The organism is Pseudomonas sp. CC6-YY-74 (assembly GCF_002025205.1).
Lineage (GTDB): Bacteria > Pseudomonadota > Gammaproteobacteria > Pseudomonadales > Pseudomonadaceae > Aquipseudomonas > Aquipseudomonas paeninsulae.
The window spans coordinates 1,080,805-1,104,637 of sequence record NZ_CP019947.1 but is presented as its reverse complement, the minus strand read 5'-3'; the positions used below and the strand labels follow the sequence as shown (position 1 = coordinate 1,104,637).

Here is a 23,833-nt window from a genome sequence, read left to right as displayed (position 1 = left end):
ATCGCCATGTGGTCCCTGATTGCCCCTATCAGCTCATTGCTCGGTGGGGTTGCTTTACTCCTCCTCGGCAATGGCCTGCTCAACACCCTACTGACCCTGCGTGGCGTCGCCGAAGGCTACTCCACCGGGATGCTCGGACTGATCATGTCCGGGTACTTCGTCGGTTTTCTCCTTGGCACCTGGCTAGCGATTCCGCTGGTTCGTCGCGTTGGGCATATTCGTGTGTTTGCCTTTTGTGCCGCGCTGGCTGCCATCACCGCCCTACTCCACGTCCTGATCATCAACCCCTGGGTCTGGCTGGGTTTGCGCGTGCTCTATGGCCTGGCGCTGGTCGGCCTGTACATGGTGATCGAGAGCTGGCTCAACGCTCAGGTGCCCGACGGCAAACGCGGCCAGGTGTTCGCCCTGTATATGGTGGTGAATCTCGGCGCGCTGGCGGCGGCGCAGCAACTGCTCAACCTGGCCGACCCCAGCGAGTTCACACTCTTCGTGCTCGCCGCTATCTTGATCAGCATGGCGCTGATGCCAATCACCCTGACCCGCCAGATTCAGCCCAGCGTCCCTGAAACCCTGCACACCAACCTGCGCCAGATCGTCAGTATCGCACCCGTGGCAATTGCCGCCGCGGGGCTATCGGGCCTGGCCTTGAGCGCGTTCTGGGCCATGGCCCCGGTGTATGCCAGCCTCAACGGCTTCGATGCCACCGGCGTTGGTCTGTTGATGAGCACTGCGATTCTCGGCGGCGCCTTACTGCAATGGCCGATCGGTATTTATTCCGACAAACATGACCGCCGCCTGGTGCTGCTCTGGGTAGTGGCGCTATCGGTAGCCGTGGCCCTGCTGATGAGCGTATTGCCAGCCGGACGCCTGTTGCTCGGACTGATCTTCGTCTGGGGCGGCCTGGCCTTCGCCATTTACCCGATCGCCGTGGCGCAGCTGATCGACCAGTTGCACCCCGATGAAATTCTCGCCGGATCCAGCAGTCTACTGATGGTTAATGGTATTGGTTCTGTCTGTGGGCCACTACTGGCCGGCTTGCTCATGCAGCACCTGGGTGCCCAGGCGCTGCCACTGTACTTCGCCGCCACCCTCGGCGTGCTCGCGGCTTATACCTTCTACCGCTTGCGCCACGTCACTGACTTGGTCAGCGAGCCGCATGCGCACTTCATGCCGATGCTGCGCACCAGCCATACCGTGCTGGAACTGATGCCCGATGCACCGCCGTCGCACGACGTCAGCGAGGAGCCCACCACCGAATCAGCGCTGGAGCGGACCAACTAGCTTCTGCCCACCAAAAGAGGTGACCGCCGTGAGGCGAGTCCACCCAACACTTTGCACGTCGGCCCATGTCGGCGCGTCAACTGCATAGGAGACTGCGCATGTTACTTGCCACCGATCTCGATGGAACCTTTCTCGCCGGTGACCCCGAGGATCGTTTAAGCCTTTATCAAATCATCGCCGCCCACCCGGAAATCCAACTAGCCTACGTCACCGGCCGCAGCCTGGAGTCGGTACTGCCCCTGCTGGCCGACCCAACCCTGCCACAGCCGGACTTCATCATCTCCGATGTCGGCGCCAGCTTTACCCACGGCGACACCCTGCAGCCAATCCAGCCGCTGCAAAGCATGGTCGATGCGCTCTGGCCCGGCGAGAGCCAGGTTGCCAGTGCTATCGAAGGCTTCGCTCTGGAGCGCCAGGACGTGCCGCAGATGCGCCGTTGCTCCTACTTTTGCACCCCGGAAGAGGCCGCCAATCCGGCCCTGCTGGCCGCCGCCCAATCGCTCGGCTGCGACCTGCTCTATTCGGCCGAACGCTTTCTCGACTTCCTGCCTCAGGGCGTCAACAAAGGCAGCAGCCTGCAAGCCCTGGTTGACTGGCTGGAACTGGACAATGACCAGGTGCTGGCCGCTGGCGACAGCTTCAACGATCTGAGCATGCTCAACGGTGACTTCAACAGTGTCTGCGTCGGCGACTCGGAAGCCAATCTGCTGCAAGCTACCGAGACGCACTCGCGGACGCTGCACGCCAGCCGCGCCGGTTGCGGCGGCATTCTCCAGGCGTTCGCCCACTTCGGTTACCTCGGCGAGCACGGTATCGCCGCCGAACGGCGTATCGCCGCGGCACCCGGCAAGTCGGAGCTGGTGATGGTCTACCACCGCCTGCCCTATGAAGAACACCGGGTCGACGGCAAGCTGCAACGCCGCCGCCCGACCTCACCGAACGGCATCATCCCCACCCTGCTGAGCTTTTTCGGCGACGGTCGCCCCGGCTCCTGGGTCGCCTGGGCCGTGCATGAGGAAGGTGATGAAACCTTCGACATCCACACCACCGTAGACGCCGAGCGCTACCCCAAGCTCAAGGCCGCCAGGGTCAAACTGAGCAAGGAAGAGGTCGACATCTTCTACAAGCGCTTCTCCAAGGAAGCCTTCTGGCCGACCCTGCACACCTTCTGGGAACGCGCCACCTTCAACGAAGACGACTGGCAGGTGTTCCTCAAGGTCAACCGCGCCTTCGCCGAGCGCACTGCACTGGAAGCCGCCGAAGGGGCCATCGTGTGGCTGCATGACTACAACCTGTGGATGGTGCCCGGCTATCTGCGCGAGTTGCGCCCGGATCTGCGCATCGCCTTCTTCCACCACACCTATTTCCCCTCTGCGGACGTGTTCAACGTACTGCCGTGGCGCAAACAGATCATCGGCAGCCTGCTGCAATGCGATTACATCGGCTTTCACATCCCGCGTCAGGTGGAGAACTTCGTTGACGTGGCACGCGGCGTGACGCCGTTGCAAACCGTTAGCCGGCAGAATTGCGCCCCGCGCTTCATCACCTATGGCTGCGCCGTGGGCCTGGAGCGCATGACCACCGCCGTCGACACCGGCAGCCGCATCGTCAAACTAGGCGCACACCCGGTCGGCCTGGATATGGGCGGATCAGCAGCGCCCTGGCGCAACCGAAGATTCAGGAGCAGATGGCCAACCTGCGCAAAGAACTCAGCGGCCTGAAACTGATCCTCTCGGTGGAACGTCTCGACTACACCAAGGGCATCCTGGAAAAACTCAAGGCCTTCGAGCGTCTGCTGGAGGACAACCCGGAGCTGCTGGGCAAGGTCACTCTGGTCAGCATCTGCGTACCGGCTGCCAGCGAAATGACCATTTATGACGAACTGCAAGCGCAGATCGAGCAAGCCGTAGGCCGCATCAACGGACGCTTCGCCCACATCGGCTGGACCCCAGTACAGTTCTTCTTCCGCAGTTTCCCGTTCGATCAAGTGGTGGCCTGGTACGCCATGGCCGACGTCATGTGGATCACCCCACTGCGCGACGGCCTCAACCTGGTGGCCAAGGAGTTCGTCGCCACCCAGGGCCTGCTCGAAGGCCATGGCGTGCTGGCACTCTCGGAGTTCGCTGGCGCCGCCGCCGAGCTCAAGGGCGCGCTGCTGACCAATCCGCACGACACCGCGGATCTGGCGCAAGTCTGCTACCTGGCGCTGAACATGCCCAAGACCGAAGCTCAGGCGCGCCTGCGCGAACTGTTCGATATCGTCAACTACAACGACATCCGTCGCTGGGGCGATGAATTCCTCGCCGGTGTAGCCGAACCGGCAGAACAGCCGCAAGCGGTACTGACGCTGACCGGCTAAGGCATGCGCGGCAAAGCGCTTGCTGGCCTAGGAGCCTGTCGGACTTGACCGTTCGTAGCGAGGCAAAGTTCGTGGTCCGACAATTCGGTTTGAGGCAGTTTTGTAGCTTTTCCGAGGCGAATAGCTGGCTATTTAACGAGGAGAAGCGGCAAAAATGGCCAAATCCGGCTTTTCCGCAGCAGAACAGTGTTAAGTCCGACAGGCTCCTAAGTGCACCCTGCGGATCGCAATATCCCGTCGGGTGCGCCGCGCGCACCAGTAGTCCGTAGCAGGCTCAGTCCATCTGGCTCACCGTGCAATTGATCATCCAGGACACGCCGAAGCGGTCTGTGAGCATGGCGAAGCGCGTGGCCCAGAAGGTCTGCTGCAGCTCCATCTGTACCGAACCTTGAGCAGACAGCGCGGCATACAGACGCTCGGCTTCGGGCACATTGTCCACCTGCAACGAAATCGAACAGCCCTTGATGCCGTCGTACGGGCATTGCCGGGTGCTGTCGGAGGCCATCAGCAGCTGGTCGCCCACCGTCAGGCAGACATGCATGATGCGCGGGTGGAACTCCGCCGGAATGTCGCCGACGTCCGGGCTTTGCGCGTAGCGCATCATTTCCAGGGTGCCACCCAGGCACTCGGCGTAGAAGTTGAAAGCGGCCTCGCATTGACCATCGAACATCAGGTAGGCATTGATCTTCATGAAAACTCTCCTCAGTCGTGAAGGTCGATACGCGCGAATACGGGCTTCCTGCTCGCGCAACTCGGGGGTGAACTCGGCGCCGAAGTCCTCGGCGTCGAATAGCTGACGAATCTCGACTTCCGACTCGCCGGGCATGGGGTTAGGACAGCGCTTGACCCACTTAATGCATTCTTGCAATGAGGCTATCTGGAAGATCCAGAAACCGGCGATCAGTTCCATGGTTTCCATGAACGGACCGCCGGTCACGCTGCGCTGGCTGCCGGAAAATTTCACCCGCGCGCCCTTGGCACTGGGCTGCAAGCCCTCGCCGGCGAGCATCACGCCCGCCTCGAGCAGTTCCTCGTTGTAGCGCCCCATGGCCGCCAGCAGCTCTTCGCTGGGCATCACCCCGGCGCAGAGTCTGCGGTTGCCTTGACTATCACCATAAAACGCATCGTCGTCGCTCCTCGCCGGTACACAGCCACGCGGCCAGTGGCGTGGCGTCTGCCCAGTAGTCGAACGCCTCATGCGCGAATCGACAGACTGCAGCGACTTTGTTGCCCCGCCACTTTGGTTACCGGGTACACCTTCAGCCGGACGTCTTGAGGATGGCCGCCACGATATGCGCCGGCGCCTCGGCGTAGCGTGCGAATTCCATGGAGAAGCTGGCGCGCCCCTGGGACATCGAACGCATGTCGGTGGCATAGCCGAACATTTCGCCCAGCGGCACCTCGGCGCGCACGATGCGGCCCGAAACGGCGTCCTCGGTGCCATGGATCAGGCCACGGCGGCGATTGAGGTCGCCCATGATGTCGCCCATGTACGCCTCGGGCGTGACCACCTCGAGGCGCATCAGCGGCTCCAGCAGCACCGCCCCACCTCTCTGCGCCAGCTGCTTGGTGGCCATTGAGGCGGCGATCTTGTAGGCCAGCTCGCTGGAGTCGACATCATGGGAGGAACCATCGAATACCGCGGCCTTGAGCCCAAGCAGCGGGTAACCGGCAAGCACGCCGTTTTTCATCTGCTCCTCGATGCCTTTCTGGATAGCCTGAATGTATTCGCGTGGGATCGCCCCGCCGACGATCTCATTGCTGAATTGCAGCCCCTCCTGGCCCTCGTCGGCTGGCGCGAAACGGATCCAGCAGTGGCCATACTGGCCGTGCCCGCCCGTCTGGCGAACGAACTTGCCCTCGATCTCGCACGTATTGCGAATGGTCTCCCGATAGGCCACCTGCGGCTTGCCGGTGTTGGCCTCGACGCCGAATTCGCGGCGCAGGCGGTCGACAATGATGTCCAGGTGCAACTCGCCCATGCCGGAGATGATGGTCTGCGCGGTTTCCTCATCGGTGCGCACCCGGAACGAGGGATCTTCCTGGGCCAGCCGGCCCAGGGCGACGCCCATTTTTTCCTGATCGGCCTTGGTCTTCGGCTCCACGGCAATGGCGATCACCGGCTCGGGAAAGTCCATGCGCTCGAGCACGATCGGTTTGTTCAGGTCGCACAGGGTGTCGCCGGTGGTGACGTCCTTGATGCCGATCAGCGCGGCGATGTCGCCGGCGCGTACCTCCTTGATCTCGGCGCGGTGATTGGCGTGCATCTGCACCATGCGCCCGACCCGCTCCTTCTTGCCCGTGACCGAGTTGAGCACCGCATCACCGGAGTTGAGTACCCCGGAATACACGCGAATGAAGGTCAGGGTACCGACGAAAGGATCGCTGGCAATCTTGAACGCCAGCGCCGCGAACGGCTCCTCGTCAGCGGCGTGGCGCTCGTCCTCGCGCTCCGGGTAATCCGGATGGCTGCCACGGATCGAGGGAACCTCGGTGGGCGCCGGCAGCAGCTCGACCACCGCATCCAGCACCAGCGGCACGCCCATGTTCTTGAACGAAGAGCCACAGACCGCCGGCACCACCTCACAGGACAGGGTGCGCAGGCGCAGGCCGGTCTTGATCTCGTCCTCCGACAGCTCGCCACCGTCCAGGTACTTGTTGAGCAGCTCCTCGTTGCCCTCCGCGGCGACCTCGAGCAGGTTGGCGCGCCAATGTTGCGCCTGCTCCAGCAACTCGGCCGGAATCTCCTCCTCGCGCCCGCTCAGGCCCTGGTCCTCGGCGCTCCAGTAGATGGCCTTCATGCGGATCAGGTCGATCTGCCCGCGGAACGCCTCCTCCTGGCCGATCGGCAACTGGATCGGCACCGGCGTATGGCCCAGGCGCAGCTTGATCTGCGCGACCACCCGGAGGAAGTCGGCGCCCGCCCGATCCATCTTGTTGACATAGGCGATGCGCGGCACCTGGTACTTGTCGGCCTGGCGCCAGACCGTCTCCGATTGCGGCTCGACCCCGTCGGCGCCGCTGAACACCACCACCGCGCCGTCCAGCACGCGCAACGAACGCTCCACCTCGATGGTGAAGTCGACGTGGCCGGGGGTGTCGATGATATTGATCCGGTACTTGTCCAACTGCTTGCGCGAGCCGGTCCAGAACGCGGTGGTCGCCGCCGAGGTGATGGTGATGCCGCGCTCCTGTTCCTGGACCATCCAGTCCATGGTCGCGGCGCCATCATGCACCTCGCCCATCTTGTAGTTGACCCCGGTGTAGAACAGGATCCGCTCGGTGGTGGTGGTCTTGCCGGCATCCACGTGCGCCACTATGCCGATATTGCGGTAATGGTTGATGGCTGTAGTGCGGGGCATGACGATCACCTCCATGACTGGCTGAGCGATACGCAGGACGTATGCCTGGCAGGGTCGGCGCAACAACCGACGCCCGCATGTGAACGCTAGCACCCCTGCAAACCTATGCAGACGCGACGCACCGCCGCCTATCGGGAGAGCGGCCAAAGGCCGTCAGCAAACACGCTCAGCGCCCGCTAAGAGCCCCCACCACCACTGGCGCCCCTTGGTACGAGCGGAGCGATGAGCGGCTTGAACTCAGGTACACCCTTGCCGATAGCATCAACGCGCTGATGGATACCGCGAATCACCTGGTGATGCTCCGCATGATCGATTTCTCCAGAAGATAACCGCACCCGGCGGTACTGACCACGCAACCTGGGCTTAACCAGCCTCCAGCCGCCTGGACAGGCCGGTGCAAGACGAATGAGCGAGCACGACTCGATGCTCGCCAGCGGGATGCCACGGGATAAAATTCAGCGGCAGAACCAGGCGCCCTTGGGTAACGGCCGGACTGCGGGCTAACGGGTTGCGGGCGCGGAATCCGCCAACAAGGCGCCAAGCTCATCCAGGCCATCCTGCACGGCGGCCAATGCCTGTGCACAGAGCTCACGGTAGCGCTGCAGTACCCGCACGCCCATCTCGGTCAGTTGGGTGCCACCACCATGGCGTCCGCCCGTCAGCGTGGTCACCAGGGGCTCCTGGAAGCAGCGATTCATGGTTTCCACCAGCAGCCAGGCGCGCCGGTAAGACATGCCCAAACTGCGCGCGGCCGCACTGATCGAACCGGTTTTCCGGATGGCTTCGAGCAAGTCGGCCTTGCCGGGGCCGATGGCGATATCGGCCCCGTTGTGCAGGCGAATTTTCAGGTCGAGTCGGTGCATAGGGGCTTGAGCTAAATTGGAGGAGGACAACCATTCACTGCTCGCACTATACCTGCCACGTGCGCTGGCGAACCGTAAAATGGCGAGCACCTGGGAGCTGATCGGGCTTTACGATACATACGGCTATACGTATATTCGCCAAGCCATATATTGTGAGTCGCGCGATGACCAACCAAACTCGTGTGCTGTTTGTCTGCGCGGCCAGGCCACAAGTTAATCGACGACATACACGTCGTTGAGCGCGAGCGCCTCATCAACCTATGCGCTAAATCTGCCGGGGCTGGTGATGAGCGGATCAAGATGGAAGCTAACGTTGAGAACCGCAATGGCAGCACACCTGACCCCGACCCGCGTCTTCAAGTGCCTGGCCGATGAAACCCGCGTACGCCTAATGCTGCTGATCACGGCCGAGCAGGAACTCTGCGTCTGCGAGCTGACCTGCGCCCTTGGCGAAAGCCAGCCCAAGGTCTCCCGGCACCTGGCACAATTGCGCACCTGCGGCCTGCTGGCAGATCGTCGGCAGGGTCAATGGGTGTATTACCGGCTGCACCCCAACCTGCCGGACTGGGTGATCGCCGTGCTGGACGCCACTCTGGCTGCCAACCAGCATTGGCTCAGCCCCGACGCCAAGCGCCTCGAGGGCATGGGCGAGCGACCCGAGCGCCTCGCCGCCTGCTGCTGAAACCCTGTTGCCACGCGACTGGAGTAATTTTATGGACGACGCTCACCCGCCAACATGGAGGAGCAACTGGTCGAACTGCCGATACCTGAGGTACCCATGTTCAATACTTTGGGCTTGTTCGCCCTGACTGCCCTGGCCGAGATCATCGGCTGTTACCTGCCCTATCTGTGGCTCAAGCAGGGCAAAAGCATCTGGCTGCTGCTGCCAGCGGCGGCCGCGCTGGCGCTGTTCGCCTGGCTGCTGACCTTGCACCCGGCCGCTGCCGGGCGGGTATACGCCGCTTACGGCGGGGTCTATGTGGCGATGGCGATCCTCTGGTTGTGGCTGGTGGATGGTATCCGCCCGACCCACTGGGACTTGCTGGGGGCCGGTGTGGCCATGCTTGGCATGGCGATCATCATGTTTGCGCCGCGTAACGCCTAATCACTGTTACAAGGAAATCGACACATGACCATCAAAGTAGGCATCAACGGTTTCGGTCGTATCGGCCGCCTGGCATTGCGCGCCGCCTGGGACTGGCCAGAGTTCGAATTCGTGCAGATCAACGACCCGGCCGGCGACCCGGCGACCCACGCGCACCTGCTGAATTTCGACTCGGTACACGGCCGCTGGCAGCATGAGGCGAGCAGCGCGGGCGACTGCATCCTGATCGGCGGCAAGCAGGTCAAGATCATCGCCAACAGGGCCATCGCCGACACCGACTGGTCGGGCTGCGATCTGGTGATCGAGGCCAGCGGCAGGATGAAAACGGTCGCGGTTCTTTCGGGCTACCTGGACCAGGGGGTCAAGCGTGTGGTGGTCAGCGCACCGGTGAAGGAAGCCGGCGCACTGAATATCGTCATGGGCGTCAATCAGGACCTGTTCGACCCGGCCCGGCACCGCATCGTCACGGCCGCATCCTGCACCACCAACTGCCTGGCGCCGGTGGTCAAGGTGATCCACGAGCACCTGGGCATCCGCCACGGCTCGATCACCACCATCCACGACCTGACCAATACCCAGAGCATCCTCGACCAGCCGCACAAGGACCTGCGCCGCGCCCGCGCCTGTGGCATGAGCCTGATTCCCACCAGCACCGGTTCAGCCTCGGCCATCGCGGAAATCTTCCCCGAACTGCGCGGCAAGCTGAACGGCCATGCCGTGCGCGTGCCCCTGGCCAACGCCTCGCTGACCGACTGCGTGTTCGAGGTCGAGCGCGCCACCACGGTGGCTGAGGTCAATGCCCTGTTCAAGACGGCGGCGGCCGGTTCCTTGAAGGACATCCTCGGTTACGAGGAGCGCCCGCTGGTGTCCATCGACTACCGCACCGATCCGCGTTCCTCGATCATCGATGCGCTCTCGACCATGGTGATCAACGGCACCCAGGTGAAGCTGTACGCCTGGTACGACAACGAGTGGGCCTACGCCAACCGCACCGTGGAACTGGCGCGGCTGGTCGGTTTGGCTGGCTGACTGACTGAGAACTCACGTGTGGCATATCCGCCCTGCACATTCATGTTCCTTTGCAGAATCTATATGCACGCTCTGTCCCGCCTCGCTCCAGAAGTCCGCCAATACCTGCTGGTGACCGGTAACTACTGGGCCTTCACCCTCACCGACGGCGCGTTGCGCATGTTGGTGGTGCTGCATTTCCACAGCCTCGGCTATACGCCGCTGCAGATCGCCGCGCTGTTTCTGTTCTATGAAATTTTCGGCGTGATCACCAACCTGGTCGGCGGCTATCTGGGCGCCCGCCTGGGCCTGAACCGCACCATGAATATCGGCCTGGGCCTGCAGGTGGCCGCCCTGCTGATGCTCACAGTACCGGCCCCTGGCTGACTATCCCCTGGGTGATGGGCGCCCAGGCCATGTCGGGTATCGCCAAAGACCTGAACAAGATGAGCGCCAAGAGCTCGATCAAACTGCTGGTTCCGGACAGCCAGCAAAGCACCCTGTACAAGTGGGTGGCGCTGCTGACCGGCTCGAAGAATGCGCTCAAGGGCGTCGGCTTTTTCCTCGGTGGCGCCCTGCTCGCCCTGCTCGGTTTTCGCGCTGCGCTAATGGTAATGGCCGCGTTGCTGGCGCTGATCTGGCTGGCCAGTTTGCTGCTGCTGAAAAAGGATCTGGGCAAGGCCAAGGCTAAACCCAGGTTCCGCGACATCCTCTCGAAAAGCCGGGCGATCAATATCCTTTCGGCCGCACGGCTGTTTTTGTTCGGCGCGCGCGATGTCTGGTTCGTGGTGGCGTTGCCGGTGTACCTGTCCAGTGTATTGGGTTGGGATTTCTGGATGGTCGGTAGTTTTCTCGCGGCCTGGGTGATCGGCTACGGCATCGTTCAGTCCTGCGCTCCAGCCATAACCGGCAACGCCCGCGGCCAGGTACCGGATGGGCGCGCCGCATTTGTCTGGGCCGCCTCGCTGGCAGGCCTGCCGGCCTCCATCGCCCTGGGCTTGTACAGCGACTTGTCGGTGCAGTGGGTGCTGCTCGGCGGCCTGCTGGTGTTCGGTGCGTTGTTTGCGGTGAACTCCTCGCTGCACAGCTACCTGATCGTCAGTTACGCCAAGGAAGACGGCGTGTCGCTGGACGTGGGCTTCTATTACATGTCCAACGCCCTGGGCCGACTGCTCGGCACCCTGCTGTCAGGCTGGGTCTATCAGGCTTATGGCCTGCAAGCCTGCCTGTGGATTTCCTCAGCCTTCGTCCTGCTCGCCGCGCTGATTTCCTTGGGGCTGCCCAGGCATGCCGATCCATCCCCTGCCGGCTAACTAGTTACAGCCCGGCGCACAACCTGACTGCGGCCCCGGATAGACCGGCGCAAAGCCGCCGCCCGGGGTGCGGAAGTTGGTGGTCTGACCCTGGTACAGGCGCGCCGCCACCCACTGCACCGCGCCGTCGTAGGCGTAATCGCGCAGATCGAATTTCAACGCCGGGGTATCGCTGGCCATCACCCGCTGCCCCGGCAACACCAGAGCCTGGGCCACGTAGTCGCCAGCGAGAATCTCCTGCCAGACGCGCTGGGTCAGCTTGTCGCCACGGTAGGCGGCGCGGCTGCCGTAACCGGCGCTGGGTTTGAAAAACAGCTGCTTGCGTTGGCGCCACAGGCGCTCGGCATTGGCCGGGTCCACTACCTCGGTATGCGGAATGGCCGCCAGGAGCAGCTCCTGAGTGGCCAGGGGCACATCCAGTGCCTGCAATTGCTCGGCATCGCAGAGCAGCGCCAGGTTGCGCTTGTCGGCATACAGGGCATGGGCTTGCGGGTGCGGCGTGAGCACGCTGGCGTGCTCAAGATAGGCCTGACGCAACGTCGCATTGGCTGGGGCGTCGAGGGCGAAATCGGTCAGGCGGTTGTAGACCAGATCGATGGCCAGTTCGCCATGCCAGAGCACGCCATCCTGCAAGCTCAACTCGGCCGGGTCGGCGATCACCGCCTGCAAGCCATGGCGCTGGAACAACTGCTGGAACAGCAGAAATTCCGGGTACAGGTACTGTTGCTGTGGCGCTTCGTCGACGATGGCAATACTGCGCAGCGGCCGTGCATGACCAGCCAAGGCCCATTCCTGCTGGAACATGGCCATTATCCCAGCCTCCAGCGTCTCGGCGCGCAACGCCGGCGGCAGCATGTGCTCGATAGCCGGACAGCAGGCATGTTGCGCCCGCGCCAGCACGGCGTTGAGCATCGCCCCGCCGGCATTGCTGTTGATCTCGATCAGGCCGAAGCCACCCTCGGTGACATGAAAGTCGTAGCCGAAGAACACCCCCTTGGCGCCGCCCGGATCATGCGCCGCGATGGCCGGCGAGCGGGCCAACACCAACTCACGATAGGCCGGCAAGGCCACCACCGACTCGATGGCGCGGATCACTTCGGCCATTCGCTGCAAATGCGCCGGGGCGATAAACACCGGATGGGCGGCGAACAGATAAGGGCAGCGCTGCTGCACCAGTTCGAACAGACCGGGCTGACCCAGCGTCGACTCCAGAGCACGACGCAACGCCTCGGGGTCCAGGCTGATGCAGAAGCAGTGGCTGTTCAGCGTCTCGATCGAAACCCCGGCCACAGCTGCCGTAGCGGCAGCCTTCGAAAGGAAGACAGTATCCGTATCTAACAGTGGCATGGTTTGCTTGGACATGTCAGGTTCCACATGGGGTTTTTGGGGGGGGCTGAAGGAAAAACTCGAAACCTAGTAGCCGCATATACCTTGGCCACTCAGACAGAGCGACAGGATGTCAGGCCTACAGCCATGCGCGGGCCTCAGAGCCGCACGCTACGCGTCGATGCCCGCCGCCCTGAGTCGGCCCTTGAGTCGCCCTACTTCCTCGATCAAATCCACCACTAGGGCAGCCAGTTCGGGGTTGGCGTCGAAATCCCGTTCGATCGCCAGCATGTGTCGGGCGCGGACCAACTCGGCACTGCTGAAGCGCTGCGGCTGGGCTACTTCGCAGAGCAACCCGGCCTCGACTCGCTCGACGATCCACTGTGCATCGACCGAACAGGCCTGGGCCAGTTCATCGAGGTCGAGGGCGACCTCGTCCAGCACAACGCCGGTGACAACTTCAGTGTGTGGCATGGTTCAGGCTCCCATGGCCAGGCGCGGATTGAAGGCCATCTCCTGCGCCATCATTTCATAGAGCTGACGCGCCTTTTCAGTGTCGGCAGGCGGCAGCACGATTTCCAGCAGCAGATACAGATCACCCGCCGGTTCGCCGGGTATGCCGCGGCCCTTGAGGCGCAACTTGCGGCCAGCTTGCGAATTGGCAGGTATTTTCACCTGCACCTTGCCGGAAGGCGTAGGCGCCTCGATGCTGGCGCCCAAGGCCGCCTCCCACGGTGTGACCGGCAGGGTCTCGTAGACATCGCGACCATCCACGCGGTAGTGCGGATCCTCTTTGAAATGCACCTCCAGAAACAAATTCCCAGCCGCGCTGCCGCCAATACCCGGGCTGCCCTGGCCGGCCAGGCGAATGTGCTGACCCGCCTTGACGCCCTTGGGTATCTGCACGTTGAGGCTATGCTCCCGCATGCTCACGCGGCCCTGGGCATCGGCCCGTGCGCCACGCAGGGTGATGGTGCGTGGCGCGCCCTGATAGGCATCACGCAGGTCGATGACGATCTTGGCGTGGTGATCCTCGCCGCGTCGTGGCCGTGGCCCGCCACGTCCACCGCGCCCGGGCTGACCAAACAGGTTGGCAAAAAAATCGCTGTATTCGCCCATATCGGCGCCGGAGAAGTCCGCACCGGAAAACTCGAAGCCGGCGTCCCAGTTCGGTGGTGGCTGGAATTCCTGACCATCCCGGTAGCGACTGCCAAGCTGATCGTAGGCCGCGCGCTTTTCCAGATCACCGAGTACCGCATAGGCCTCGTTGACTTCCTTCATGCGCAATTCGGCATCCGCCTCCTTGCTCACATCCGGATGATACTTGCGCGCCAGCTTGCGGTAGGACTTCTTGATTTCATCCTCGCTGGCGCTCTTCTCCAGACTGAGAACCTGGTAGTAATCCTTGAATTCCAATTGCTCACGCTCCCCTGCTGGTTGATGGCTAGCCCGTGCTGAATGCGAGCTACCTGGCAGTCTGCATCAGCGGGCTTGCAGAAAGGCAGCTATCTCACCGGCCGTCATTACCTTGCCGACCGAGACCACCTCGTCGTCGATCGCCAGGGCAGACGTCGACATGAGCCCGTAGGCGGCGATTTCGGCGAAGTCGGTGACCTGAGCGCCTCGGCCGGAAGGCCAAGATTGCTCAATGCCTGGCGAGCGCTCTCACTCAGGCTGACGCACTTTTTTACAACCGCTACCGAACATCTTGATAATCATATCGATGCACCTTGCAGGCTAGATGAACAGATAGCCGATCAGCACATACAAGCAAACGCGGCTGAACACATCGCACAGCTGCTCGCAGGAGAACTGCAGGCGGTTACCCATGTCAGCTACGTCGGCGGCAGGTCGAGGATCTTGCGGTGCAGCACGAAACATTCGACATAGCGCCCCATCCCTGCCCTACCTGATCAGGCTGCCATCGAGCAGACGCTGGGTTTGCGCGGGCTAACTTCGCTTGATTCACATCTATAGTTTGTCGTCGTTACACGGCAGATAGCGCGCATGCTCACTGCTGCAAAGCCTCGGCAATTTCTGCGGCGGCAGACCGCGCGGTACGCGTGACGCCAATCAAGATGGCGGCGACTGCGCCGGTTCATTCGCCATGCCGACCAGCCAGAGCCGGGGCTGCTTGAGCGAACGAGTGCCCTCGACATCCACCGTAGCTTGCTCACTCAGCACCTCCAGGGCGACCAGACGATCCAGCCGCGGACGAGAACCGCTGCACCAGATCGCTACATCTATCTGCGGCCCAGTACCGTCGGCCCACGCCACGCCAGTAGATGTGAAATGGGTAAATGGCCGCGCCATCTGGAGCGCACCGCGCTCGCGCGCTTCGATCACCGGCAGGTTACAAAAATGCCGTTCCTTAACTTAAGTGAACGGCAAGCAATTGAAAGCAGAAAGATAGCCTGACGAGCTGTGGCCGATATTGGCTAACGCTTACCCAGCCTTGCACGAACCATTGACTGGCCTGAGAGCCCAGGATGAGGTGCGCATATAGATCAAGAAACCGCCCCGGCCTCATCGGACAATGCAGCTAAGAGCTGCTCCTGGGTTTAGGAGTACCGCCACTCGGTGCCTTGGCACGACCGAGACGGGATGACTGACCACGCGACAGACAACTTCGCCGATATACAGGCAAAAAACCGGAAAACAGCGTTAAAAAAAACAAACATCACCGACTTAAGCTGAAATTTACAGTGCAATCGGAGAGAATTAATTTCCACTCAAAGCCACTGAATACCGAAAAATCATTGCGTTCATCACCCTCCTGCGGTATTTCTAGTACTGCAATCCGCATCGATTCATAAGAGATACATCATGGCAAACCGCGAAACTGGCACCGTCAAATGGTTCAACGATGAGAAGGGCTTCGGCTTCATTACCCCGACTAACGGCGGCGATGATCTGTTCGTTCATTTCAAAGCTATCCAAAGCGACGGTTTCAAGAGCCTGAAAGAAGGCCAAACCGTTACCTATGTGGCCGCTCGCGGTCAGAAAGGTATGCAAGCTGAAGAGGTACAGGTAGCTTAAGCTCCCTGTCCTATTCAAGACGAGCCCCGCACAAGCGGGGCTCGTTTTTTTATGCTTGCTGAACGGCAACAACCCCGCCCCTGATAACCTCCACGCACCCGCGCGGAAGGACACTCGAGGACGAAACGCGAAAAGCGCCGTGAGGCTTTCGCGTCACTGTAGCGCCAAACCCCGCCCTACAAACCCATCTGCTTGCTGATGATCTCGTTCATGATCTCCCGCGAGCCGCCGCCAATCGACAGAATCCGATTATCGCGGTACAGGCGCTCTACCAGACCGCCTCTCATATACCCCATCCCACCCATTATCTGCACCGCATCGTAGGTCAGCCGGTCGGCAATGTCGGTGGCGAAGTTCTTCGCCATGGAGATTTCCTTTATCACACTCTTGCCCGCTGCCATCTTCGCCGCCTGGCGGTAGGTGAACTCACGGGAAATCTCTAACTGGGTAGCCATCTCCGCCAGACGGTGCTTGAGCACCTGAAACTTGCCGATTGGCTTGCCGAACGCCTCACGCTGCTTCGCCCACTCCATCGCTTCCTCGAAGGCCAGCTGCGCCGTCATATTGGCCATGATCGCCAGCGACAATCGTTCGCTCTGGAAGTTGGCCATGATGCAGGCAAAGCCCATGTTCTCGGCACCAATCAGGTTCGACACTGGCACCTGGCAATCGTCGAAGAACAACTCGGCGGTATCCGATGCCCACCAACCCATCTTCTTCAACTTGCGACCGACAGTGAAACCGGGCGTGCCCTTCTCGATCAGCAACAGGCTGATACCACCGAAACCGTCTCCACCAGTCCGTACCGCCACGGTGTAGTAGTCGGCACGAATGCCACTGGTGATAAAGGTCTTGCTGCCAGTCACCCGATAGCAATCACCGTCACGTAGCGCGCGAGTCTTCAGATTGGCCACGTCAGAGCCACCAGAGGGCTCGGTGACCGCCAAAGCCATGATCTTCTCTCCTGCGAGCACCTGCGGCACTATGCGTTCACGCAGCGCCGGAGCGCCCCACTTAACCACCGGCGGCAGACCGATATCCAGCGAACCAAGACCAGCGACCAGACCACCGGAACCAGAGCGCATCAACTCTTCACTGGCGGCGACCTTGGCGAAGATATCGCCCTCGTGGCTGCCACCAAACTGCTCCGGATATCCGATACCAAGAATCCCGGCGGCACCAGCCTTCAGGTACAGCTCACGCGGAAACTCTTCGGCCTCCTCCCACTCATCGACATGCGGAAGGATTTCCCGCTCGACAAAGCGCCGCACTGAGTCGCGCACCAGTTGCTGGGATGCATCAAAGTAATCCTGAAAGACAGACATGGGGCAGCTCCGCAGAGGTTTCCGCGACCATACCGAGCGCTTGCTTGGTTTACAAGATGTGAATTACGCCATCTGCAAGGACGATAACGCCGCGCCCAGCACAACGCAGAGATTGTCACAGCGGGAGGGGCCACAGCCCACCACATGCAGTCTCGGCGGACTGAACCCACCCTACGAGACTTGAAGGGCGCAAAGGGCGCACAAGGGTCAAAACCCTGCCGTAATTACCCGCAGGAGTTTGCCCGAAGCGTGCCGCGCAGCAAACTGTGTGGAACGTCGGGGATACCCAGTCATTCAGCCGCGAGCTCTTCGATACACAGCAAAAGCTTCGCGGCTGGAGCCACTTCTACTGGGCGGGCCAACCGTAGATACAGCCTTACAACTGAATCGGTCGCCGCCCGGCAATCGAATGAGCCAAGGTTCCGCCATCGACCAGCTCCAACTCACCCCCGAGCGGCATGCCATGGGCGATACGCGAGGCGATCAGCCCCTTGTTAGCCAGCAACTGGGCAATGTAATGGGCCGTCGCCTCACCTTCTACGGTAGGGTTCGTAGCTAGGATGACTTCGGCAAAACCGCCCTGGGCAATACGTGCCAGCAGATCAGGAATGCCAATGGCCTCTGGCCCCAGGCCGTCGAGCGGGGAAAGATGCCCCTTGAGCACGAAGTAACGCCCACGAAAGCCGGTCTGCTCCACTGCGTAGACATCCATCGGCCCTTCCACCACGCACAGCAAGCTGTCGTCGCGACGCGGGTCAAGGCACAACTGGCAAACCTCATCCTCGCTCAGACTGCGGCACTGCGTGCAGTGACCAACACCCTCCATCGCCCGGGTCAGCGCCTGAGCCAAGCGCATTGCGCCTCCGCGATCACGCTCGAGCATCTGTAAGGCCATGCGCTGGGCAGTCTTCTGCCCCACCCCTGGCAGGATGCGCAAGGAATCGATCAATTGGCGAATCAGCGGGCTGAAGCTCATGGGGGTACTCAATGACGGCAGAATTCGAGATAGCCGTTAAGTTCGGGAGCACCGCAACCGCAGGGCGGTCAGACGGCGCGCAGAACAAGGCACCGGCGGACGAGGAAGCGCAGTATGCTCGTGCACATGAGGATTCCAAGTCCGCCGACAACGCCGCCCAGTGCGCCGACTGGACGGCACAGGATCAATCAGAAAGGCATTTTGAAGCCGGGGGGCAGTTGCATCCCGTCGGTCATACCAGACATCTTGCCCTGACTGTTCTGCTCGACCTTGCGCACTGCATCGTTCACTGCCGCCGCAATCAGATCCTCGAGGATTTCCTTGTCTTCCTGCATCAGGCTGTCGTCCAGGCTCACGCGTTTGACATCATGGCGACCAGTCATCACCACGCTGACCAGGCCGGCACCGGACTGACCGGTCACTTCGGCGTTAGCCAATTCTTCCTGCATCTTCTGCATTTTTTCTTGCATCTGCTGGGCCTGCTTCATCAGGCCGGCCATTCCACCTTTCATCATGGTGCTAGTCCTCGGTAATCAGGGAGTTAACTTGAACATCTACGGGCTCGATACTGTCCACGCGGATAACCGCAGCGAACTGCTGAATCATTTGCTGCACCAGTGGATCACTGTGGATCGACTCTTCCGCCTGGCGCTGGCGATTGGCGCGCTTGCGTGCCGCTGCCTGCGCCGGAGTTTCCTGCTCGGGCGCGCACAACTCGATCTGCAGGTTTAACTCGCGCCCATGATACTGATCCAGGGCATCATTCAAACGACGCTGCTGGGTCGCATTGAACAGCGCACTGTGTCCCGGGTCGAGATGCAACAACCAGCTATCACCCTCGACCGCCATCAGCGTGCAGTTGGCGCCGATACTGCCGGTCATGCCAGACAGACCAAGCTTGGGAAACAGCTCCAACCAGTCGGCTGCCAGGCCGGTCGCCGGCTTCGCCGCGAGCTGCGGCTCCGGTTCGACGGGCGCAACGGAATCAACCGCATCGAAATCGTAGTCGAACGACTGTGCATCCATCTCTACATAATCATAATCGCTCAGCGGCGGCTCATCATCGCTGTCACTACTGGCCTCGACCGACGGCGCAATGCTGGCGGGCTTTACTGCCAACGCCTCGGCTTGTGGCGGCACCGACACCGGCTCAGCCAGTGGCGCACTATCCTCATCCGGGGCGGCCTGTTCTTCCCAGGGTAAATTTGTCACTTCGGCAATCGCCGCGGGCGGCGCAGCAGTCGGCGGCGTGGCGACAACCGGGGACGCTGCACGCGCAGGCTCCGGCTCGACCGGCGCCGATGCCTGAAACTCGACCTGCGCAGGCGGCGGCTCAGGCGCAACAGCCGCAACCACCACTGGCTCGGCTTCAGCCTCGACAACGGTGGCGGTCACAGCCGACACAACCACAGCCGTGCCGGCCACTGGGTTGGGACGGGGATCAGCTGTGGCCTGGCTAATCCCTAGGGGCTTTAGCGCCACCCTCGGCCCATCGCCGGTATCGGCGGGCCGAAACGCCAACATGCGCAACAGCACCATCTCGAAGCCGCTGCGCGGATCCGGCGCCAACGGCAGGTCGCGCCGACCGATCAGGCCCATCTGGTAGTAAAACTGCACATCTTCGGCTGGTAATACTTCGGCCAATGCCAGCACCCGATCACGATCACCCTGGCCGTTGTCGACCGCATCCGGCAGCGCCTGAGCGATGGCCACGCGATGCAGGACATTGAGAACCTCCGCCAGCACCCCACTCCAGTCAGGGCCCTGCTCGGCCAAATGGCGCACGGCATCGATCAGACCACGCGCATCACCCTCGAGCAAAGCATGCAGCACGCCATACACCTGACCGTGATCGAGAGTACCGAGCATCGCGCGCACGTCTGCCGCTAGTACCTTACCTTCACCGAAGGCAATCGCCTGGTCAGTCAGGCTCATCGCGTCGCGCATCGAACCATCGGCCGCACGGCCGAGCAGCCAGAGTGCATCGTCTTCAAACGGAATATTTTCCGCACCCAATACATGGGTCAGGTGCTCCACCACCCGCTCCGGCGGCATGTTCTTCAGAGAGAACTGCAAGCAGCGCGACAAAATGGTCATCGGCAGCTTCTGCGGGTCAGTGGTTGCCAGCAGGAATTTGACGTGCGGCGGCGGCTCTTCCAGGGTCTTGAGCAAGGCGTTGAACGAGTGCGAAGACAGCATGTGCACTTCGTCGATCAGGTAGACCTTGAAACGCCCACGGCTCGGCGAATACTGCACGTTATCCAGCAGCTCGCGAGTGTCTTCGACCTTGGTACGGCTGGCAGCATCAACCTCGATCAGGTCGATGAAACGCCCTTCGTCGATCTCCTTGCAGATAGAGCAGACACCGCAAGGCGTCGAACTGATCCCGGTTTCGCAGTTCAGGCACTTGGCGATAATGCGCGCAATTGTGGTCTTGCCCACGCCACGGGTACCTGTAAACAGGTAGGCGTGATGCAGCCGTTGACTGTCGAGGGCGTTGATCAGCGCCTTGAGCACATGGGCCTGGCCGACCATTTCGCGAAACGAGCGCGGACGCCACTTTCGTGCAAGAACCTGATAACTCATCTAAAACCGTCGCGAGATGAAAGCAAAAGTGGGCTAATCGTAACGGAGCATGGGCTAAATTGCATCCGATGTGCAGCTCGGCCCTGCCTGGCAATACTCATTGCATCGACTGAACCCATGTATTGGGTGACTGCTAGCGAATCACAGGAATGCCGGACCCCAGCCAGCGGGCTCCTACCGGGTATTATCCGCGTCCTGTACAGATTAAGCTGGCTAAAATTTAATCAAACAGTTACCATCCGGACCGTTAGTACCACGCTGTAAGTCATACAGGCCTTTCGGCCCCCTCGCTGGACTCCAGGTAAAGAACGCATACGCCCTATCAAGCTATGCCGCACAGTTCCTTACCAGACCCAACCTGCTGACTGATCAGGCCGTCTTGCGCAAGCACTGACTCAGCCTGCCTCCGAAGTGCCGACCCACATAAGAACCAGGCTAATACTGAACTTATGTGCGCAGTCCCGCTCCGATCAGATTCATGCCGTCGACCCAGAAAGTCGAAAGCCTGGAGCATTATTTAGCGCAATGACGCGCCCGCTGTTTTAGGAAACACCCAAAAAATGAATACTCAACACCAAATTCAGGATGCCATTCGCACCCTATCCGACGCCTTTGCGCCATTCGATTGCCGCATTCTTGCCAGCCGCAAGGGTAACTTCAGCTTCACTATCGTCAATCAGGCCGGTATTGCCCAGCATACCCAGCGCCTGTACCCCGAGCAGTACAGCAGCGAGTCCTTGCCGCAAGTAATCGAGCGCGCGCGCCAATCGCTAATGGCCTGACCGAACTTCACAACGCCACAGAGGTCTTAAGTGACTAGCCTCAGGATGGAGAACGGTCATGGATAGCATCAATCGCCAATTCGTCGAACAGTTGTTTGCTCCTTTACGCGTCACTTTCAGCCCGCGCCGCCCAGATGGAGGCATTGTCCTCTCCCTCATCGACGCCGCCGATGTCACCGCCTACAGCCGAGTCCTCAGCTCCGCCCAGCGGGATGACGCGCAGGCTTTTGCGCAAAGCCTCGAAGAAATTCGCCTGGAACTCGCTGTTCGCTCCGGCAATATTCCAGCAGAAATGCGCAAGGCCCTGAAAGAACAAAACAGCGTGCTCAACTACCACGTCGACTGAAATAGCCTGTACCGCCCAACCTCACCGCACAGCACAATGCCGCTCACTTGAATCAAGTAAGCGGCATTTTTTGTAACCTTGGGCCGATGGATTGCCCAGGGGATAACTCATCGAAGCGATTGCATCGGCCAATTGGCTTACCGCGTTTGCGCCTCAGCCAGAGCGAAATAATTGGAACTGACTAGCGTGCAGCACCAATGCTGCCACTTCATTCTGACTATCTATCGCTTGAACTTGAACTGCAGTTCGGCGCCTTCTAGCGAATCCCAATAGTCATTACTTCGCTCACTGGTGATCAGCTTTCCATTGAGCTGAAAGGGGCTTTCTGCTGCCTGATCTGCCCGAAATAGCGGCGGCAGCAAGGTCGGCGACGGCAGTTCATCAGGAGCAACGAGCGACTGCAACTCTTCAAACAGATCCGCCGGCAGGCTCAAGTCCAGTTCCGCCCGGAGCGGAGGGACAACAACACTGTCGCTGGCCACCGGCTTGTTGACCACGGCAGGCTTCGGGCTGGGCCGAGCAGGCTCGACTACTTGCTTGACGACAGACCTGGTTACCGGCTTCGACACGGGAGTGGGCGCAACATCTGCAGCCGGCATTGGCACGGCAGGTTTGGCAGGCTCGCCCGGCACAGCGGTCGCTGACTTTTCATCGTCGCACGCACTCATCGCTAGTAGAGCTAGAAGCAAAGGCAAAAACCGGAAACTGATCATCAACAAGCACAATCGCAGTAAGGGCGGAGCACCATGCTCCACTCTCCCCCGACATCTAGCAAGCCTGCCGTGCAGTGCTTACACGGTTTTACTCAACTTGCGGCCGATGAAATCTGCCCTCATCGCACTGGCCTGCTAATGGCTTCTCTCGAGTCGCTCGAGCTGCGCCTCGATATCCATCTGCGGATAATCCAGCTGCAAGCGTTGTTGCAGGCGCTGCGCCTCCTGAGCCTTGCCTGCGCGGCGCAGTTCGAGCAGCTGCATGAGCACTTTTTCCGCTTCCTGCTTCGCCGCCATGCTGGCCGGCGGTATAGAACCCACGGCGGCTGGCAGCTCTGCACTCGGCGCCGGGGCATCAGCCAAGGCTTCGGCCTCGCCTGGTACTGGCGTGCCCGCATCCTCCATCAGGACTGACATTGACTGCTTCTTCTCGGCCTTTTGCCGCGGCTCGGCGTAACGCTGCATGGCTGGCGCCGCCGCTTGCTCGCGCAGCAGAGCATGCGGCGCGTCGGCATCGGCCATGGGCGTGGCTGGGGCCATTACGGCACGCGGCATTGGCGCAGCAAAGTTATCGGGCGCTTGTTCCAACGTGCGCCAAGTCAGGCTGATGCCGATGCCGACGCAGGCCAAACCGGCCACCGTCAGCGACCAGCGCTGCCGACCACCATGACCGAACAACCAGCTATGCAGACGCTGACTCCAGCTCGGTTTAACTGAGGGCTGCGCGGCACGGGCCGCAGCCAGGATCCGCGCATCCAGCCCGGCACTGGGTTCGGCCTGACTCTGGGCGCGAAAGTGTTCGAGCAAGGCCCGCTCATGCGCCACGTCTTGTGGCTCGTGTTGATCGCGCTTCATACGGGTAACTCCTCGGTTGCCGGGTCAGCCAGCAACCGACGTAGTTTCTGCAACGCATAGCGCAAGCGGCTTTTCACCGTTTCCGCAGGCGTGCGGGTCAGCTCGGCGATCTCGTGCAACTCCAGATCGCCGTGGGCGCGCAGCAGGAAGACCTCCCGCTGCTCGGCCGGTAGATCATCCAGCGCAGCCTGCAAGCGCTGCTGATCGCGACTCAGGCTGAGCTGCTGCTCAGGATCACTCTCGCTGCACGGCTGGTCATGCAGCTGCTCGTCGAACGCCTCATGCTTTGCCTGCTGGCGCCCCGACTTGCGCCAGTGATCGATCAGCCGATTGCGCGCGATCTGGTACAGCCAGGTCTTGAACAACACCGCCTCACGCTGCAACGACTGGCTGCGGATCAGGCTCATCCAAGTGTCCTGGAACACCTCCTCGGCCAGCGTCGGGTCGCCACACAGGCCACAGAGAAAGCGAAACAGGCCGAGGCGATGGCGCTGATAGAGCAGCGCAAAGGCCTCGGCATCGCCCTGGCGATAACGCCGCAACAAGGCGGCGTCCTCTTCGTCAGACAGTGGTGCAACAGGATGGGCAGTCACG

The 23,833-nt window shown here is 61.3% G+C and carries 22 protein-coding genes and 3 pseudogenes; 9 read left to right on the top strand and 16 right to left on the bottom strand.

The window, feature by feature from the left end:
- Positions 1-6 precede the first annotated feature (6 nt).
- Both B2D37_RS05185 and ggpS read left to right on the top strand, forming a co-directional pair.
- On the top strand, positions 7-1,281 hold the full coding sequence (locus tag B2D37_RS05185) for an MFS transporter (RefSeq protein WP_079201711.1): 1,275 nt from the start codon (positions 7-9) through the stop codon (positions 1,279-1,281).
- A 98-nt stretch (positions 1,282-1,379) separates the two neighbouring features.
- Positions 1,380-3,640 (top strand): annotated as a pseudogene (gene ggpS / locus B2D37_RS05180) (glucosylglycerol-phosphate synthase).
- A gap of 274 nt (positions 3,641-3,914) precedes the next feature.
- Here the strand turns inward: ggpS and B2D37_RS05175 are convergent.
- From B2D37_RS05175 to B2D37_RS05160, 4 genes and pseudogenes are all read right to left on the bottom strand, one after another.
- Complete coding sequence (locus B2D37_RS05175) at positions 3,915-4,331, bottom strand: VOC family protein (RefSeq protein ID WP_079204904.1); 417 nt, start codon at positions 4,329-4,331, stop codon at positions 3,915-3,917.
- Positions 4,332-4,361: 30 nt separating this feature from the next.
- A pseudogene (locus B2D37_RS05170) lies at positions 4,362-4,765 on the bottom strand (YciI family protein); the annotation flags it as partial.
- A gap of 134 nt (positions 4,766-4,899) precedes the next feature.
- Positions 4,900-7,002 (bottom strand): elongation factor G, encoded by a 2,103-nt coding sequence (gene fusA / locus B2D37_RS05165; RefSeq protein ID WP_079201710.1) that lies wholly within the window; start codon positions 7,000-7,002, stop codon positions 4,900-4,902.
- 500 nt (positions 7,003-7,502) lie between these two features.
- Complete coding sequence (locus B2D37_RS05160; protein WP_079201709.1) at positions 7,503-7,865, bottom strand: winged helix-turn-helix domain-containing protein; 363 nt, start codon at positions 7,863-7,865, stop codon at positions 7,503-7,505.
- A gap of 325 nt (positions 7,866-8,190) precedes the next feature.
- Here B2D37_RS05160 and B2D37_RS05155 point away from each other — a divergent pair, with 325 nt between their 5' ends.
- The 4 genes and pseudogenes from B2D37_RS05155 (at position 8,191) to arsJ (ending at position 11,291) form a co-directional block, all read left to right on the top strand.
- Positions 8,191-8,547 carry a metalloregulator ArsR/SmtB family transcription factor gene (locus tag B2D37_RS05155; protein WP_079201708.1) on the top strand — a complete coding sequence of 119 codons (357 nt, stop codon included), beginning with the start codon at positions 8,191-8,193 and terminating at the stop codon, positions 8,545-8,547.
- A gap of 96 nt (positions 8,548-8,643) precedes the next feature.
- Positions 8,644-8,970, top strand: a complete 327-nt coding sequence (locus B2D37_RS05150; RefSeq protein ID WP_079204903.1) for a YnfA family protein — start codon at positions 8,644-8,646, stop codon at positions 8,968-8,970.
- Between the two features lie 24 nt (positions 8,971-8,994).
- Positions 8,995-9,999, top strand: coding sequence for an ArsJ-associated glyceraldehyde-3-phosphate dehydrogenase (locus B2D37_RS05145; protein ID WP_079201707.1), 1,005 nt, complete (start codon positions 8,995-8,997; stop codon positions 9,997-9,999).
- A gap of 63 nt (positions 10,000-10,062) precedes the next feature.
- Positions 10,063-11,291, top strand: a pseudogene (gene arsJ / locus B2D37_RS05140) (organoarsenical effux MFS transporter ArsJ).
- On the opposite strand, the gene B2D37_RS05135 reads toward arsJ, so the two are convergent.
- From B2D37_RS05135 to B2D37_RS05115, 5 genes are all read right to left on the bottom strand, one after another.
- Positions 11,292-12,653, bottom strand: a complete 1,362-nt coding sequence (locus B2D37_RS05135; RefSeq protein ID WP_256573150.1) for a hypothetical protein — start codon at positions 12,651-12,653, stop codon at positions 11,292-11,294. It abuts the pseudogene before it with no gap.
- 135 nt (positions 12,654-12,788) lie between these two features.
- Positions 12,789-13,091 carry a chaperone modulator CbpM gene (locus B2D37_RS05130; RefSeq protein WP_079201706.1) on the bottom strand — a complete coding sequence of 101 codons (303 nt, stop codon included), beginning with the start codon at positions 13,089-13,091 and terminating at the stop codon, positions 12,789-12,791.
- A gap of 3 nt (positions 13,092-13,094) precedes the next feature.
- Positions 13,095-14,033: a DnaJ C-terminal domain-containing protein gene (locus B2D37_RS05125; protein WP_079201705.1), complete on the bottom strand. Its 939-nt coding sequence runs from the start codon at positions 14,031-14,033 to the stop codon at positions 13,095-13,097.
- Between the two features lie 66 nt (positions 14,034-14,099).
- A complete protein-coding gene (locus B2D37_RS05120) occupies positions 14,100-14,267 on the bottom strand; it encodes a thioredoxin family protein (protein WP_154067042.1) in 168 nt (55 codons plus the stop codon).
- 423 nt (positions 14,268-14,690) lie between these two features.
- The gene (locus B2D37_RS05115) at positions 14,691-14,930 is read right to left on the bottom strand and encodes a hypothetical protein (RefSeq protein WP_154067041.1); all 240 of its coding nucleotides are present in this window, start codon (positions 14,928-14,930) and stop codon (positions 14,691-14,693) included.
- Positions 14,931-15,443: 513 nt separating this feature from the next.
- On the opposite strand from B2D37_RS05115, the gene B2D37_RS05110 reads away from it, so the two are divergent.
- Complete coding sequence (locus B2D37_RS05110; protein ID WP_069516724.1) at positions 15,444-15,656, top strand: cold-shock protein; 213 nt, start codon at positions 15,444-15,446, stop codon at positions 15,654-15,656.
- 176 nt (positions 15,657-15,832) lie between these two features.
- On the opposite strand, the gene B2D37_RS05105 is transcribed toward B2D37_RS05110, so the two are convergent.
- From B2D37_RS05105 to dnaX, 4 genes are all read right to left on the bottom strand, one after another.
- A complete protein-coding gene (locus B2D37_RS05105) occupies positions 15,833-16,981 on the bottom strand; it encodes an acyl-CoA dehydrogenase family protein (RefSeq protein ID WP_079201703.1) in 1,149 nt (382 codons plus the stop codon).
- A gap of 376 nt (positions 16,982-17,357) precedes the next feature.
- Complete coding sequence (gene recR / locus B2D37_RS05100) at positions 17,358-17,957, bottom strand: recombination mediator RecR (protein WP_079201702.1); 600 nt, start codon at positions 17,955-17,957, stop codon at positions 17,358-17,360.
- 188 nt (positions 17,958-18,145) lie between these two features.
- Positions 18,146-18,472 carry a YbaB/EbfC family nucleoid-associated protein gene (locus tag B2D37_RS05095; protein ID WP_079201701.1) on the bottom strand — a complete coding sequence of 109 codons (327 nt, stop codon included), beginning with the start codon at positions 18,470-18,472 and terminating at the stop codon, positions 18,146-18,148.
- A 4-nt stretch (positions 18,473-18,476) separates the two neighbouring features.
- Positions 18,477-20,543, bottom strand: a complete 2,067-nt coding sequence (gene dnaX, locus B2D37_RS05090; protein WP_079201700.1) for a DNA polymerase III subunit gamma/tau — start codon at positions 20,541-20,543, stop codon at positions 18,477-18,479.
- A 560-nt stretch (positions 20,544-21,103) separates the two neighbouring features.
- On the opposite strand from dnaX, the gene B2D37_RS05085 reads away from it, so the two are divergent.
- Positions 21,104-21,325: a hypothetical protein gene (locus B2D37_RS05085; RefSeq protein WP_079201699.1), complete on the top strand. Its 222-nt coding sequence runs from the start codon at positions 21,104-21,106 to the stop codon at positions 21,323-21,325.
- Positions 21,326-21,383: 58 nt separating this feature from the next.
- The gene (locus B2D37_RS05080) at positions 21,384-21,671 is read left to right on the top strand and encodes a DUF3509 domain-containing protein (protein WP_079201698.1); all 288 of its coding nucleotides are present in this window, start codon (positions 21,384-21,386) and stop codon (positions 21,669-21,671) included.
- Between the two features lie 221 nt (positions 21,672-21,892).
- Here the strand turns inward: B2D37_RS05080 and B2D37_RS23015 are convergent, their stop codons facing one another.
- From B2D37_RS23015 to B2D37_RS05065, 3 genes are all read right to left on the bottom strand, one after another.
- Positions 21,893-22,384, bottom strand: a complete 492-nt coding sequence (locus B2D37_RS23015) for a hypothetical protein (protein WP_154067040.1) — start codon at positions 22,382-22,384, stop codon at positions 21,893-21,895.
- Between the two features lie 135 nt (positions 22,385-22,519).
- Positions 22,520-23,239 (bottom strand): hypothetical protein, encoded by a 720-nt coding sequence (locus B2D37_RS05070; RefSeq protein WP_079201696.1) that lies wholly within the window; start codon positions 23,237-23,239, stop codon positions 22,520-22,522.
- Positions 23,236-23,832, bottom strand: coding sequence for an RNA polymerase sigma factor (locus B2D37_RS05065; RefSeq protein WP_079201695.1), 597 nt, complete (start codon positions 23,830-23,832; stop codon positions 23,236-23,238). Before B2D37_RS05065 ends, B2D37_RS05070 begins: the two co-directional genes overlap by 4 nt.
- Between the last annotated feature and the right edge of the window lies 1 nt (position 23,833).

Excerpts from the sequence above, each read along its gene's own strand:
- B2D37_RS05185 (WP_079201711.1), top strand. The coding sequence starts at position 7 with ATGTGGTCCCTGATTGCCCCTATCAGCTCATTGCTCGGTGGGGTTGCT.
- B2D37_RS05175 (WP_079204904.1), bottom strand. The coding sequence starts at position 4,331 with ATGAAGATCAATGCCTACCTGATGTTCGATGGTCAATGCGAGGCCGCT.
- fusA (WP_079201710.1), bottom strand. The coding sequence starts at position 7,002 with ATGCCCCGCACTACAGCCATCAACCATTACCGCAATATCGGCATAGTG.
- B2D37_RS05160 (WP_079201709.1), bottom strand. The coding sequence starts at position 7,865 with ATGCACCGACTCGACCTGAAAATTCGCCTGCACAACGGGGCCGATATC.
- B2D37_RS05155 (WP_079201708.1), top strand. The coding sequence starts at position 8,191 with ATGGCAGCACACCTGACCCCGACCCGCGTCTTCAAGTGCCTGGCCGAT.
- B2D37_RS05150 (WP_079204903.1), top strand. The coding sequence starts at position 8,644 with ATGTTCAATACTTTGGGCTTGTTCGCCCTGACTGCCCTGGCCGAGATC.
- B2D37_RS05145 (WP_079201707.1), top strand. The coding sequence starts at position 8,995 with ATGACCATCAAAGTAGGCATCAACGGTTTCGGTCGTATCGGCCGCCTG.
- B2D37_RS05135 (WP_256573150.1), bottom strand. The coding sequence starts at position 12,653 with ATGTCCAAGCAAACCATGCCACTGTTAGATACGGATACTGTCTTCCTT.
- B2D37_RS05130 (WP_079201706.1), bottom strand. The coding sequence starts at position 13,091 with ATGCCACACACTGAAGTTGTCACCGGCGTTGTGCTGGACGAGGTCGCC.
- B2D37_RS05115 (WP_154067041.1), bottom strand. The coding sequence starts at position 14,930 with ATGGCGCGGCCATTTACCCATTTCACATCTACTGGCGTGGCGTGGGCC.
- B2D37_RS05110 (WP_069516724.1), top strand. The coding sequence starts at position 15,444 with ATGGCAAACCGCGAAACTGGCACCGTCAAATGGTTCAACGATGAGAAG.
- B2D37_RS05105 (WP_079201703.1), bottom strand. The coding sequence starts at position 16,981 with ATGTCTGTCTTTCAGGATTACTTTGATGCATCCCAGCAACTGGTGCGC.
- recR (WP_079201702.1), bottom strand. The coding sequence starts at position 17,957 with ATGAGCTTCAGCCCGCTGATTCGCCAATTGATCGATTCCTTGCGCATC.
- B2D37_RS05095 (WP_079201701.1), bottom strand. The coding sequence starts at position 18,472 with ATGATGAAAGGTGGAATGGCCGGCCTGATGAAGCAGGCCCAGCAGATG.
- dnaX (WP_079201700.1), bottom strand. The coding sequence starts at position 20,543 with ATGAGTTATCAGGTTCTTGCACGAAAGTGGCGTCCGCGCTCGTTTCGC.
- B2D37_RS05085 (WP_079201699.1), top strand. The coding sequence starts at position 21,104 with ATGAATACTCAACACCAAATTCAGGATGCCATTCGCACCCTATCCGAC.
- B2D37_RS05080 (WP_079201698.1), top strand. The coding sequence starts at position 21,384 with ATGGATAGCATCAATCGCCAATTCGTCGAACAGTTGTTTGCTCCTTTA.
- B2D37_RS23015 (WP_154067040.1), bottom strand. The coding sequence starts at position 22,384 with ATGATCAGTTTCCGGTTTTTGCCTTTGCTTCTAGCTCTACTAGCGATG.
- B2D37_RS05070 (WP_079201696.1), bottom strand. The coding sequence starts at position 23,239 with ATGAAGCGCGATCAACACGAGCCACAAGACGTGGCGCATGAGCGGGCC.